Annotated in this window: 13 protein-coding genes; 10 read left to right on the top strand and 3 right to left on the bottom strand. The window is 51.1% G+C overall.

The features are described 5' to 3' along the window. Nucleotides 1–225 precede the first annotated feature (225 nt). Complete coding sequence (locus tag WC734_03975; protein MFA6198282.1) at nt 226–813, top strand: hypothetical protein; 588 nt, start codon at nt 226–228, stop codon at nt 811–813. A 94-nt stretch (nt 814–907) separates the two neighbouring features. On the opposite strand, the gene typA is transcribed toward WC734_03975, so the two are convergent. After that, nucleotides 908–2,719, bottom strand: coding sequence for a translational GTPase TypA (typA, locus tag WC734_03970; protein ID MFA6198281.1), 1,812 nt, complete (start codon nt 2,717–2,719; stop codon nt 908–910). A 335-nt stretch (nt 2,720–3,054) separates the two neighbouring features. Between typA and WC734_03965 the strand changes: the two genes are divergently transcribed. From WC734_03965 to WC734_03955, 3 genes are all read left to right on the top strand, one after another. Next, nucleotides 3,055–3,831, top strand: a complete 777-nt coding sequence (locus WC734_03965; GenBank protein ID MFA6198280.1) for a hypothetical protein — start codon at nt 3,055–3,057, stop codon at nt 3,829–3,831. 99 nt (nt 3,832–3,930) lie between these two features. After that, complete coding sequence (locus WC734_03960; protein MFA6198279.1) at nt 3,931–4,128, top strand: hypothetical protein; 198 nt, start codon at nt 3,931–3,933, stop codon at nt 4,126–4,128. Between the two features lie 92 nt (nt 4,129–4,220). After that, nucleotides 4,221–4,841 (top strand): hypothetical protein, encoded by a 621-nt coding sequence (locus WC734_03955; GenBank protein ID MFA6198278.1) that lies wholly within the window; start codon nt 4,221–4,223, stop codon nt 4,839–4,841. Between the two features lie 36 nt (nt 4,842–4,877). Here the strand turns inward: WC734_03955 and WC734_03950 are convergent, their stop codons facing one another. Together WC734_03950 and WC734_03945 are read right to left on the bottom strand one after the other, a co-directional pair. Then, nucleotides 4,878–5,498, bottom strand: a complete 621-nt coding sequence (locus tag WC734_03950) for a deoxynucleoside kinase (GenBank protein MFA6198277.1) — start codon at nt 5,496–5,498, stop codon at nt 4,878–4,880. Between the two features lie 165 nt (nt 5,499–5,663). Beyond that, nucleotides 5,664–6,257: a hypothetical protein gene (locus WC734_03945; GenBank protein ID MFA6198276.1), complete on the bottom strand. Its 594-nt coding sequence runs from the start codon at nt 6,255–6,257 to the stop codon at nt 5,664–5,666. 236 nt (nt 6,258–6,493) lie between these two features. Here WC734_03945 and xseA point away from each other — a divergent pair, with 236 nt between their 5' ends. From xseA to WC734_03915, 6 genes are all read left to right on the top strand, one after another. After that, the gene (gene xseA, locus WC734_03940; protein ID MFA6198275.1) at nt 6,494–7,759 is read left to right on the top strand and encodes an exodeoxyribonuclease VII large subunit; all 1,266 of its coding nucleotides are present in this window, start codon (nt 6,494–6,496) and stop codon (nt 7,757–7,759) included. 4 nt (nt 7,760–7,763) lie between these two features. Beyond that, the gene (xseB, locus tag WC734_03935) at nt 7,764–8,015 is read left to right on the top strand and encodes an exodeoxyribonuclease VII small subunit (GenBank protein MFA6198274.1); all 252 of its coding nucleotides are present in this window, start codon (nt 7,764–7,766) and stop codon (nt 8,013–8,015) included. A 35-nt stretch (nt 8,016–8,050) separates the two neighbouring features. Next, nucleotides 8,051–8,872, top strand: coding sequence for an LCP family protein (locus WC734_03930; protein ID MFA6198273.1), 822 nt, complete (start codon nt 8,051–8,053; stop codon nt 8,870–8,872). A 109-nt stretch (nt 8,873–8,981) separates the two neighbouring features. Continuing rightward, nucleotides 8,982–11,747, top strand: a complete 2,766-nt coding sequence (locus WC734_03925; protein MFA6198272.1) for a S8 family serine peptidase — start codon at nt 8,982–8,984, stop codon at nt 11,745–11,747. Between the two features lie 7 nt (nt 11,748–11,754). Beyond that, nucleotides 11,755–13,062: a UDP-N-acetylmuramoyl-L-alanyl-D-glutamate--2,6-diaminopimelate ligase gene (locus tag WC734_03920; protein ID MFA6198271.1), complete on the top strand. Its 1,308-nt coding sequence runs from the start codon at nt 11,755–11,757 to the stop codon at nt 13,060–13,062. A 101-nt stretch (nt 13,063–13,163) separates the two neighbouring features. Beyond that, the gene (locus tag WC734_03915; GenBank protein MFA6198270.1) at nt 13,164–14,300 is read left to right on the top strand and encodes a hypothetical protein; all 1,137 of its coding nucleotides are present in this window, start codon (nt 13,164–13,166) and stop codon (nt 14,298–14,300) included. Nucleotides 14,301–14,314 lie beyond the last annotated feature (14 nt).

Raw genomic sequence — 14,314 nt, 5'->3', positions numbered from 1 at the left:
CAGCCAGATGATCATTGCTCCGAGTGTGCGCACCCGTATCGCATACACCAGGTGAGCCAAATTGCTGGGTATGGACTCGTCACGCCTTCCTGCCTATTTGACCATCGGGGAGAACACGGCGCACGACACGATTGCCGATGTGAGGAGTTTCGGCGCGGGACCGTACTGATTCAGCTGTGTGCGGGTACGAGCATCTGGTCTCTTCGACACTGAAAGGAGGCGACGATGAATCTTCAGACTTGTGCCGAGTGTGATCAGTGCCAAAACCACCTGGCTGTTCCGTTGGTGCTCGGTAATTTTGGACTCATCGTTTGCGTGCTTGTGTGGAATGCGATTGTTGGGTGCGTCGCTGGCATTTTGGTGCTGTCATTTCTGTACTTCACCTGGCGCCAGATCGTGACCACGGGTAAATTCACGGATCCTGAGGGACAGCCACATGAGCACATTTTCGCCATCTGGGCGCGTCCAGAGCGGCGTTGCCACGCATGCGAGATGTTTGTGAAGGCAGCGCTTCCCCGCTGGATGTTAATACTCATTCTGTCGATACAGTGGGGATTTACTTCCTTTGGTGTATTCTTGTTTCTTACACCCTCATGGCAACAGCGCTGGGATCATCCAGCCACTGGCTTTCGCGAACTCCCCTGGCTGACAACGACTAGTTGCGTTGGTTTCGTACTCTTGGGAACGGCTTGCGCGGAAGGCCTGAAAGCGCTGCGACGAAAAATCATAGGCTTACAATCCACTTGGACGATTGATGCTAGTGGTCAGCCCCACGAACACATGGTTCCTGCTTCCACAAAATGCAGGACCTGAACCACAACCACCCGATGAGATATCTCCCGTCGGGTTTTTCTATTTGGTTAACTAGCGCGAGCTGCTCTAATTAACTAATCAACCAATCAACTATTTAACTTTTACCTTCCCTCGCGTTCTTCTTCGCCAGTGCTTCATCGAGCACGCGCTTGCGGATGCGGATCGACTTCGGTGTCACCTCAACCAATTCATCATCGCTGATATATTCCAGTGCGTCTTCGAGCCCCATTTCTTTCGGCGCGTTGAAGTGCTCGGCTGAACCATCACCTTTCGAGCGCATGTTCGACAGCTGCTTGGTTCGGCAAACATTCACCCGGATATCTTCGCCGCGCGCGTTCTGTCCCACCACTTGGCCTTTGTAGACTTCCACGGCCGGCCCGATAAAAAATACGCCGCGGCTTTGAACATTCAACAAACCATACAGATTTGAAACGCCGCTCTCGTATGCCACCAGCGAACCCTGATCTCGTTCGTGCCAATTGCCTGGGTCGGGAAAATAACCTTCAAAAGATGTATTAACAATTCCTAAGCCGCGCGTGTCGGTCAAGAATTCCGTGCGAAACCCGAATAGCCCGCGGGTAGGAATCACAAATTCTAAGAAGCAAATTCCCTCGCGCGTCTGCATGTCATGCATCAAGCCCCCGCGCAAACCCAGCTTCTGGATCACCACACCCGAATGCGCTTCCGGTACTTCAATAAACACGCGCTCAAATGGGGTATGCGTCTTGCCGTCAATTTCTTTCAAAATAACCTGCGGTCGTGAAACCTGGAATTCGAAACCCTCGCGGCGCAGCCGTTCGATCAAAATTGCCAGGTGTAGTTCCCCGCGACCCGATACGATCCAGCCGCCGTTGGGATTTTCCTCCACGCGCAATGCCAAGTCCGTTTCCAGTTCTTTGGCCAGGCGTTCTCGAATCTGACGGGAAGTCGAGTATTGACCCTCGCGTCCAGCCAGAGGTGAATCATTGATGCTAAAAGTCATTTTGACGGTCGGCTGTTCAATATCCAACAGCGGTAAAGCGCTCGGCTGTTCCGGGTCGGCGATCGTTTCACCGATGGTGGCTTCGGGAATTCCGGCTAGCGCCACGATGTCTCCGGCGATTGCTTCCGATGCTTCCTTGCGTTCCAAACCTTCGTAAGTCATCAATGAAATTATTTTAGCCGGATGCATTACGCCCGAACGATCAATGTGCATCACTTTCTGTCCGGCTAATATTTTACCGTTGGCGATTCGTCCGGTGACCAGACGGCCTTTGAATGTGTCGGCACTGATCGCGGTAACCAAAAGTTGCAATGGCTTGGCGGGGTCGCCGGTGAACGGCGGCACCTGGTCCAGTATGGCTTCAAAGATGGGCTTAATGTCGGTCATGGCATTCAGGTCGGCTGTTAAACCGGCTTTGCCCAGCTTGGATGAAGCGTAAATAACTAAAAAGTCTAAAGTGCGATCATCGGCGCCCAGCTCGACAAACAAATCAAAGGTCCGATCGAGCACTTCCTCGGGTCGGGCATCAGGCTTGTCGATTTTGTTAACCACCACGATGATTCGCAATCCCATTGCCAAAGCTTTTTTCAGCACAAACCGGGTCTGCGGCATGGGTCCTTCTTTGGCGTCTACTAATAGCAGACAACCGTCAGCCATGTTCAAAACCCGCTCCACTTCGCCGCCAAAATCGGCGTGACCGGGGGTATCGATAATATTAATCTTCACATCGTTCCAGACTACCGAAGCATTCTTGGAAAAAATCGTAATGCCGCGCTCACGCTCGAGATCATTCGAGTCCATAATCAAATCTGTCCCCACGGTTTCCTTGTTGAGATGGGTCTTGGTTTGGCGAAGCAGGGCATCGACGAGAGTCGTTTTGCCGTGGTCCACATGAGCGATGATGGCGATATTTCTGATGTCCATAGGATAAGATATTATTGGGACTGCTAGCGTTGGTCAAATTCGAGGCGCTGCCGAGGACATGGCCGAGACGTACTTTTAGTTACGTTGAGGTCATTCCGGAGGCAGCAACGAAGAATTTGACCAACGCTTTCTTGAGAGACAGGCTTCGCCTGGCTCAATAGAAAGCGGTGCGAAAGTCCCAGTCGAAAAAAACGCCGGTGAGGCGCAACTACTAACTAGAAGATAATAACAGCAATCAGGTATTATGTCAACATTTACCACGCTGTAACACCGGCCAGCGACCAAACGATAAAAGGGTGGTATAATGCAGACATACTAATCATTGATAATTCACTATGAAAAAATTACTTGTACTCTTCACCGTGCTGGTCGGCCTGGTTGGCTTAGTTAAACCCAGTCAGGCGGTGTATACAGACCCGATCACCCGTGAACCCATTTCCTTGTATTTCTCAAAGTGTGTATTGACACCCGACCCCGCTCAGAAAAATGCCACCACCGTGTACACCCTGAACATTGATATGGCTCGAAAGATCGAGTCGGCATATCTAGAGTGGTGGAACCGCGCTCCGCGGTGTGACGAGGTACAGTATCATATTGAACACAACACTACTATTATTAAACTGAGCAGCTGGCTATCCAAAGTCGAGATTCAGCGCTTCAAAGATCACACTTATGATGGCCTCGTAAAAACACACGCCCAAGGAACTTATGGCGATGCAAAAACGTGGCGTTTGATCAATGGCAAACGTCAACGAGTATACGACTGGCCGACTCAAATGGCCTGGGGTTTTGTCAGCGCAGACTTGAAACCGATTAACATTCAGCTTTCAAACGAGTTCTTTGCCGCTTATCCTGAAATCGCACCCTTGAAGTATTCTGATGGCCCGTATAAAACCCAAGTCGATACGGTTTGGAAAACCGGAGCCACCGATATAAACGCACCAGCTCGATTAAAAACCGAACTAATTAAGTTCGGCGTCGAGTATGGTTTTTTTAAGTATCGTGATGCCTGTTCACAATTTATGCGTGGCTGTGGGACTGGGTATGATTATACATTCCTATACACCAATCCATGTATTTATAACTCTGGCAGCGTACAGTGTGATCGGTAGGACACAAGCATTTCTAGCAAAAAGGCTCCCATTCGGAGCCTTTTTGATTTTTCAGCCTTGAGTGGTACGATTAAGATACATAATATTAATTAGATTGAAATGCCAAAACTAGACGTCCATGGCCACAGCGTCGAAGGTGAGATGGAACCCTTGCGTTATTTGATCCGGCTCGACAACGAAGAAGCCGACGTGCTCTTCCGCCACGCCCGGGATCATGGCCCAGCCGAATTTGAGATCAAGTACGTCAACTACGCCCTAGGGCACCACAACGGTAAATATACGGTCGAGAAACGTTAGGCACAGCCTATTAGGTATTGACAAACCACGCCCACAATGACAAACTGGTGCTGGCTTGGGGTACGCCCTAGCCATCACGAAAGGAGGAGGGTATGCCCTCTGACATTTGTTTGCAGACACTTCTGCGGAAAGAGCCTCTTTCCGTCGAGGAGTGGGCCGCGCTGCTCGAAGACACCCAGCGACGGATTGTTCCGTTCCTTAATAAGACTACGCTGGCAACGCTGGGTAGTTTGGTGTGTTTCCATGAACTGGCGGGCTCGCGTCGTTTGATAGACGACAGCCCCAACGACATCAATGCCCCACTGGCTACCCAGGGTATCTTCGGCACCGAAGGCATCAAAGAAGCACAGCTGGAAAAGGCCGATGACTTCGACCAACGAGGTGGCCTGTCGCCACGAGAGATCGGCGGTTCTACCCGCGCCTGGGGATTGTGCCGATCCGGATCTTGGTGGCTGATCACGGTGCATTTCCAAACGGAATATGACGGCCGCCGTCAAGCCACAGAGGTAAGTTCCGGCGAAGTATCCGCCCAGACGCTACTATCGACGTTGGCGGTTCATCCCTCGTCGATCCTTGACAGCCTGTGGCGAACTGTGAACAAGTGGATTGAGCATCGCCAGGCGCAGCTAGATTGGCTACAGCGCCTGGAAGGAGAGCTCAAGTCCACCATCGATATGGCCGTAGCAATTTCACCGCTGGAAATCAGGCACTAACCGCACGCCGTGAGCAATCGCGGCTTTTCTTTTTACCTAGGTAGTTGGCAACTCCAACTGGGTCTGAAGTTTCGATTCAATTTCTTTAACGACTTCATCGACCGATCGGAAGGAGTTCCAATCGAGTCGGAAGACGTTGGTTCTGTCCTGTACTGAATCGGTCCAATCGGAAAAGCGTTTGTATAAAGCCGATAAATAGCCGGCATCTATCGCCGCTTCACTGGTTCGACCGCGTTGTTTAATTCGTTCCAGCGCTGTCTCAATGGAAGTGTCTAGGTGAATAAGCACGTCCGGTAAACGTAACAATGGTTCCAGGGCTCGAAAGTGCTGCAGATAGGTGTCGAAATCACGATCGTTCATGAATCCTAGATCGTGGGTCATGGTAGCATACAATATGTCACCGAAAATAATCTGGTCTTGAACGATGCCAACGTTTTGGCCGTAAAGTTTTTGGATTTCCAAGTGCTGCCGGAACCGATGCGTCAGCATAAAAAACTGCATAATGCAGACGTAGCGTTCTTTATTGTTATAGTAGTCATCCAAATACGGATTTTCTTTGACCGGTTCGTAATAAGCTCGATAGCCCAAGCGCTCCGACAGTTTCCGGGTCAGCACTGATTTGCCCACTCCTATTATTCCGACAATGCCGATGTACATATGTTTAGCTTACGCTAAATAGTGACAAGTTTCAAATTACAAGTTACAAAAAATACATTATATGGCCACCGCTTTTACATTTTCACTTGTGAATTTTGAATTTCATAAAAAAACCAGCCTGAACGTATCAAGCTGGGGATTCCGATTGCCTGTCCACATCCGGCTTCAGTCTTCCGAATTCGTGTATCTGCGAATGTGCACCTTCCTTGGATTCCGGACCGAGATCATGTAATCGACGCACATACTGCCGGTATCACAGGCCAGCGTGAATGACTGGCCGCGCTTCTTGTCCTGATGCGTGTCTTGCCGGTACAGGTCGCCGGGTCCTAAAACATAAGCCCAGTTCTGATACCGAACCGGTTGATTGCCACGCAGCGGATTCGCTACTTCGCCCGGCCCGAACGCAATCGCCTGACACAAGCTGTCGCTATTGGGACATTCCCGATGTTCGGCGATCCACACCCGAAACCGCTCCGCCACGATCCGGCCATTCTCGGCCGCTTGCTTCTCGACCACCGGGACGCCGGCCAGTCGGTGGCGATGCCTGATTTCTCCTGGCAAGAGGACGGCCACAAGTAAGATAACTATGGCAGCCGCTGCAATACCAACCGCCGCCGCTACGCCTCGTAGGATTCTCCCGATTCGCATAGACCCTCCGTTTGATGCGACCACATCGTAGTGTCTCGAAAGCGCCACCAGTATGCGCTCTTTTATAATTTTGTCAATGCCAGATATTTTCCCTCCCCGAAATCCGCCCATTGAGCCAACTTGCAGCGAAACTTAATCGCCTCTGTAATATACTACTCGTCATTGCAACCCCGCTGTTTACGAACGGCAGGGGTGGCAATCCCAATGAAATAGGAAACAACAATAATCCGCTATATAGCAATGGGATTGCCACACTCGCGAACTTGCTCGCAATGACGGGCGCTTAATAACATTCTTTTGAATTTTACATTTTGAATTTTGAATTATATTTGTTACAGTAACTCTACATGACTCGACTACCCCTTCAACCTACACTATCTAAAGCGCTGTCGGTCAGCGAGTTTATTAAAATCGTCCGGATGCATCTCCAGACCGCGGTTGGTACCGTGACGGTACAGGGCGAAGTCTCCGGTTATAAAGTGAATCGGGAAACCTTGGTATTTTTTGAACTGAAAGACAAAGAATCGCGCATTGTTTGTTTTATGATGCGGTTTGAACAAACCGTGCCGATCACTGATGGCATGGAAGTAAAGGTGACCGGCTATCCGTCGATGTTCCAGAAGGCGGGCAGTTTCCATTTCCGGGTTCAATCTATCGAACCGGTCGGCGCCGGCGCGCTCCAGCAGGCGTTTGAGCTCTTGAAAAAGAAATTAACCGCCGAAGGCTTGTTCGCCACCGAACGCAAACGACTCCTGCCGCGCTTCCCGGCTCGCATCGGCCTAGTCACCTCACCGGATGCCGCCGCCTACACCGACGTGTTACAAATTCTCAATAACCGCTGGGGCGGATTAACCATCCATCTTACGCCCGTCGGCGTTCAGAGCCAAGACGCGGTCAGTCAGATTGTCGGGGCGATCGCTTATCAGAACCGAGTGGTGAAACCGGACGTGATCATACTCACCCGCGGCGGCGGCTCACTGGAAGATCTCCAAGCGTTCAATTCCGAAGCAGTGGCACGCGCTATTTACGCCTCCCGAATACCAATTGTCTGCGGGGTCGGCCACGAACGAGATGTCACTATTGCCGACTATGTGGCCGACGTGCGCGCTTCGACGCCATCAAACGCCGCCGAACGAGTCGTGCCTAATCGCAAACAGGTGTTGTTTGAAATCGCTACCTTAACCGAACAGGCGGGTCATAGCCTGGAACGTCGAATGCGCGACCAAAATTCGGCCGTGACCGACTTGATCGTCCGGCTCGAAGATGTGTTTCGTTTGCAGAGACAGCGCTACCAAGAATTAACCGGATCATTGCTCCGCCACTTTTCAATTATGCTCGAGCGCATACATTCCTCCCAAACGACCCTGAAGCATCGACACGATCAGCTGACCAACCGGATTGAGATTCTCCTGCGCCAGTCTCGCGATCGGATTAAACATCAAACCGAACTATTATCATCCCTCAATCCCGAACGCATTCTCAAACGCGGATATAGCGTCACTCTCAATGCCGCCGGTCAGATCATTACCTCGGCCGAAGCCGTGCCGGCTGACGAAATCATCACCACCAAACTAGCTCAAGGCCAATTAAAGTCTAAAACCATTAAACCCTAATCATATGACCAAACGCAGCACCGCCAGTTTCGAACAGGAATTTAAAGAGTTGGAAAAACTGGTCCAAGAACTGGAATCAAACGATGTTCAGCTCGAAGATGGTTTAGCCAAATTTCAACACGGCTTGGCGTTGGCTCAATCGCTTAAAGCTAAGTTAGTTGAAATTGAGAACAAGGTTGAAATCATCAAGAAAAAGTTCTCCCAGGATCTGATTGATAATTCGGCAGGAGATAATGACAGCTCGGCCAACCTGTAACAAATTAAGCCGCTGATTCGGTATACTGTTTTATCATGCCCAAAGGTATCAAAATATTTCTAATTACCGCCCTAAGCCTAATCGTGATCGCGGCGCTCGGGATCTTAATGGCGTACGCCGCGACGCCGGCGCGTTTTAATATTCTGATTGTCGGCTCTGATCAGCGCGGTACCGAACGAGCTCGTTCCGATGTACTGATGGTGTTTTCGGTACCCAAATCACCTAGCCAGTCACTCAGCCTAATCACCATCCCGCGCGACACTCGCGTCGAGGTGGACGGTTTTGGGACGCAGAAAATCACCCACGCCTACGCGTTCGGCGACCGCACGGGCGATAAGGATTTAGGCAATATTGATCTGACCAAAAAGACGGTGGAACAATTTCTTGGTATCTCGATTCATGCCACGGCGGAGTTTACTTTCGAGAGCTTTAAAGGCATGGTGGACTTTGCCGGCGGGGTCGAAACGCCCGACGGACACGTCGACGGCACCGAGGCCTTAAAAATCGTGCGCAATCGTTACCGCGAAGGTGGTGATTTTGCCCGCACCCGCGATCAACGCAACATATTTTTAAGCCTGGCCCAACGTCTGCAAGATCCATCCGAGTTGAAACGTTTTTACAGCTACATTCAACAGCAAGATCAAACCCGATTGCAATATGACACGGTACCAACCTGGCAATTCGGTGCCATGGCCGCCTTACGACGTGGTGGTAAATTTGATTTTGCCAACACCCACACTGATTTCATCCCCGGTAAGGGAGATACTGTTTACACTCCCGAATATAAAGCTAACCTATATTACTGGATTCCCGACCTGGAAGCGACCAATAAGCTAGTTCGGGAATATTTGCGCTAAGATACGTTTCGAAAGACTATAATTTTCTACCCTAAACGTTTCATTGACGGCGCGTTTCTGTTTTGGGGTAGACAATGGTACAATATATCTAGTTATATTTAATACCCACATGAAAACAAACCAGCTAAAATCTATTACTCTCAGATGTCTCGCCGTCGGCATTCTAATCGGCTGTTTTAGTTGGTTGAGCCAACCCGCGTATGCGATCGCTCCACCCCCATCTGACGAGGTGATTGTTCGTCTCAAAGACTCGGTCGCCCAATCGGATTTACCCAATTTGAGGTCGCGTTTCCAAGCCGCCGAATTGTCGATGCCAAATATTCCCACAACTAAGATAATCAAAATGAAACTTAGTTCGGGTGACAATATTGAGGATGCCATCCAACGGCTTTACGGTGATTCACTAGTCGCCATTGCCCAACCCAACTATCGCTATCAGATCGCGTTTACCCCCAATGACGGGTTGTATTCTTTTCAATGGAATCTAGCTCAGATAAATATGCCAACCGCCTGGGACACCGATCAGACCGAACCGGCTTACGGTGGCGACCCGGGTGTTATTGTGGCGGTAGTCGACACCGGAGTGGCTTATGAAAATTATGGGGTGTACGGCCAAGCGCCCGACTTGTCCGGAACCAGTTTTGTCGCTGGTTATGACTTTATCAATGATGACGCGCACGCCAACGATGACCAAGGTCACGGCACCCATATGACCGGAACGATCGCCCAGACGACCAATAATGAACACGACGAAGCCGGGATCGCGTTCAACAGCACTATCATGCCAGTTAAAGTCATGGATCATACCGGCAGTGGTACGACCGAAACCGTCTCTCAAGGAATAGACTTCGCCGTCGCCCAAGGAGCCAAGGTTATCAATCTTAGTCTCACGGCCACAACCGATGACCCAATTTTCAAAGCATCGATTGATGCCGCCCTGGCTAGCCACGTTGTAATAGTAGCCGCGGCCGGTAATGATGGTGAGGGCAACGTTGATTACCCAGCCGCCTATCCGGGCGTGATCAGCGTCGGCGCCGTTCGCTACGACGCGACGCGCTCATATTTTTCTAACTATGGCACCGGTTTGCAAATCATGGCTCCGGGTGGGGATACCAGGTACGACCAAAACAGCGATGGCTTCATCGATGGCATTCTTCAGGAAAGTTTTACGAATACCGCCGTCAACTATACTCAATTCAGTAACTCTTGGGCGCAAGGCACGTCATCGGCGACGGCTCACGTATCAGGCGCGGCCGCCTTGCTAATCGCGGCCGGTGCCGACCCAGCCACAGTCAAAACGGTTTTGACCGAAACCGCCCTCGATCTTGGCACGACCGGATATGACACCGAAACCGGATTCGGATTATTGGATGTCGCCGCCGCGCTATATCGCGTAGTTACGGACACGACCGCTCCGATTAGTTCAGTCTCGTTATCACCGACCGCGACCACCAATGGCTATTACACCACTACGCCCGCCGTCACTTTGTCCGCGCAGGATAATCGAACCTTGCCGATAACTATTTCCTATCACTGGGACGCGGAACCCGATACCACCTACGCCGGCCCTATGGCCGCGCCTGAAGGCGTGCACACGCTGTACTATCATGCTACCGATCAGGCTGGTAACGCCGAAATCGCCCAAAGCCTGATTATTCAAGTCGATATTACCGGCCCCGATCTGATCGACTTTTCGCCCGCTTCAGAAACAATCGTAACCGATCGAAAATATACCATTACCGGCCGGGCAACTGATACAATATCTCCGGTAACCGGCATCACGGCTAATAATCACGCGCTCTTGTCGGATGCGGACGGACGCTTTTCCTATACGCTCCGCCTGCATTCGGGAAAGAACATCATCAATCTCGCCACGGTTAACCAAGCTGGTTTGGCCACTACCCAATCGCTCACGCTCTACTATCGCCCGCAAAATACCCTGTTGGTCGGAGCCGGTCCGGGCGGCGGCCCACAGGTCAGGTTTTTTTCCTCGTCTGGCAAGAACTTGAAAAACTTTTTGGCTTATGACGCCTCGTTTCGGGGCGGTATCAAGGTTGCGTCCGGTGACGTTGATGGAGACCTCCAAGAAGAAATCGTCACCGCGCCCGGTCCAGGCATGACTCCTATGATCCGGGTGTTTGATCTAAATGGTAAATTGAAAAAAGAATTTTTAACTTACGGCGCGACATTTCGCGGTGGTGTCAATCTAGCCGTCGATGATCTCGACGGTGACAATGTGGACGAGATTGTCGTGGTTCCCGAAAGTGGCGGTGGACCTAACGTAAGAATTTTCGGATACCGTAATGGCTCCTACCAGCCGACCACCCAAAATTTCATGGCTTACGCGACTACGTTTCGCGGTGGTGTTTCAGTCACTACCGGCGATCTGGACGGTGATGGTAAGGCTGAAATTATCACCGCCCCGTTGAGCGCCGGCGGACCACAGCTGCGCGTGTTCGGTTATCGCAATGGATCGTTCCGCCCCGTAATTCAGGGCTTGATGGCCTACGCGGATTCGTTTCGCGGCGGAGTGACCTTGGGAACCGGCGATATCAACGGTGACGGCTTAGATGAAATTATAACCGGTATAGCTGGTGGTGGCGGTCCACAGGTAAGGGTTTTTGGCCGTAAAAGCAATGGAATCATTGGTCTGATTAATCCGGGTTTTATGGCTTTTGCCGGAGATTTCCGGGGCGGAATTGTGATTACGGCGACTGACTTGGACGGAGATGGCATTCAAGAAATTGTCGCCGGCGTTCGTAGCGGAGGCAACGCGCTCTTGCGGTACTTTTCCGGTAATGGTAAAAAGATGCTTCGAGAACAACTCGCGTTCCCGACCGCGTTCCGGGGTGGAATGACCCTGGCCATTAATTGACGAGCCAATGAAAGCGTTTATCCGCCGTCTGTTACCTAAGTCGCTATTAAATATTTATCACCATATCCGAGCTTGGCTGACTGCCTGGATGTTTCGTTTCCCGGCACGCCATTTGATTGTCGTTGGCGTGACCGGCACGAATGGCAAGACCACGGTTGTCTCGATGATCGGACAGTTGTTGCAATTACTCGGACAACCGGTCGGCTGGATTTCAACCGCGACAATTTCCATCAAGGGCGAGGAACAGCTTAATAAAACCAAGCTGACTACGGCCAGTCCGAAATACCTTCAAGCTACTTTGAGGCGTATGGTTCGCGCTGGCTGTAAGTACGCTATCATCGAAGCCTCTTCCGAAGGATTGGCTCAAGGCCGACTTAACGGCATTCCGATACGCGGCACTGTCTTCACAAATCTAACCCCCGAGCACATCGAGTCCCACGGCTCGTTTGAAAAATACACCCTAGCTAAAGAGCGGCTGTTCAAAAAAGTCCGTCGCGCACAAAACTCACCCTCCTTTATTATTGTCAATGGTGATGATAAGTCGGCTCCAAGATTTTTAGCCTACGCGGCTGATCAGCGTATCGCTTGTTCTTTGGCCAACCCAGCCTCAAACGATTTCCCTACTGACACCAAACAGCTTATTGGTAAAATTTCCAAAAGTGACCTGTCGGGCAGTGAATTTACTATTGACGATCAGACGACTCACTTGCCACTAATCGGCCGTTTTAACGTTATGAACGCGCTGGAAGCCGTGGCCGTAGTTGAACAGCTGGGTTGGAAATTGTCTGACATTCTGCCCCACCTGGCCGAAATAAAAGCCATACCCGGGCGGATGGAATTTTTATCACTAGGGTTGCCCTTCCAAATACTGGTTGACTACGCCCCGGAACCGGCCTCAATGGCGGCGTTGTATACTATTTTGCCAAAATTAAAGGTAAATCGAATCATCCATGTGTTTGGATCAGCCGGCGGTGGCCGCGATAAATCCCGACGCCCTGTGTTGGGAAAGTTTATCGCTGAACGAGCCGACATTGCTATCGTGACCAACGAAGACCCTTACGATGAACCGCCGGAGCAGATTATCGATCAGATCATAGCCGGTGCTAACGTCGCCGTGCCGAAGAAAGCCCAGGTTGAGAAGGTGCTTGATCGCCGAACTGCCATAGATAAAGCTCTTAGATTAGCTAAATCAGGTGACCTTGTGGTGATCACCGGCAAGGCCTCCGAGCAATGGATTATGGGGCCACATGGTCAAAAAATCGCCTGGGACGATCGGGTAGTTATTCGGGAACTGGCTGCTCAACTGGCTAGATAACGATTCAATAAAATTCTTCCTTGTGCTGTTGATAATCAAGTATTTGCGCATTGACGCTCTTTTTAGTATAATACATGGCAGCTAACATAAAATAATCCCATATGAAATCAAATCTATTTCGAGGCTCAAAGCTGATGTACCTTACGGTTATGCCAGTGCTTTTATGCTTGGCATTTTCAACTCTGGCCGGCCGGGCGCTGGCATCCTGGACCGCTCCTGACACTGCTCCGCCGGGCGGCAATGTGGCTGCGCCAATCAATACTTCGGCCACCCCTCAAACCAAAAATGGCGACCTGACTATAGCTGGTAATTATCTCCGGGTAGCTACTGGCGATCTCTTTATTTCCACGGCGGACCGGGGTGTTTTTTGGTCCAACGTGTCAGACACGGCTAAGCCCCACATAAACTTTGGAGCTAACTCACTATATCTTTCCCCTGGCGAAACGGGCGATCATATTGAGCTGCAAGGCGCCGTAAAGATCACCGCGGCCAGTCCGACTAATCTAGCCACGCTAAGTATCCAGAATCCCAATATGGTCAGTTGCGGCGGTCTTAGCACCGATGCCGATGGCACAATAACCTGCGGCGGCGCGGCTGGTGGTGGCTTCTGGACCCAGGACGTGAACGATCTTTACCCGACTAACCCAACCGCGAATGTTGGCATTGGCGATATCACCCCTCTATCGCCTCTCACCGTCGGCAATGGCGACAAATTCATGGTCGACGCCACGGGTAATATCATCCGGATCAAGGGCGTCACTTACAATTGGCCGAATAATAACCTAGGGGCGGATAATGACGCATACTTAAAGAACGACGGCAGCGGCAATCTTTCCTGGGCTGTTGTTGCGGCTGGCGGTGGCATTTGGAAGGCTGGTTCGACTGCAGACACCATTGCGCCAACTAACGAAACTACTGATAAGGTGGCAATTGGCCGACTGGACATTAGTGACAATACTCGTTTGTCAGTGACCAATGCGGCCACGGCTGCCAATGACAAGACTCTATACGCCGAGATCACCGGCGGCCAGGGTTTTGCCGGATACTTTTCCGGCAAAACTGTCATCATGAATGGCGCGGTGGGTATTGGGGTGGAGAACCCGGCAGCCGGCACTAAACTCGAAGTTCAGGGTGGTACGATAAAGGCCACTGACGGCTTAGTTATTCAGGTTCGCACCGCGGCCCAAGGCGATCCCGCCAGTCCCGCGGTCGGACAGATGTGGCTGGTATTGAACTAAAAACAAAAGGTCGG

Source organism: Patescibacteria group bacterium, from assembly GCA_041661625.1.
Classification (GTDB): Bacteria; Patescibacteriota; Patescibacteriia; order JAHIZJ01; family JAHIZJ01; genus JBAZUB01.
This window is presented reverse-complemented; position numbering and strand designations above follow the sequence as displayed.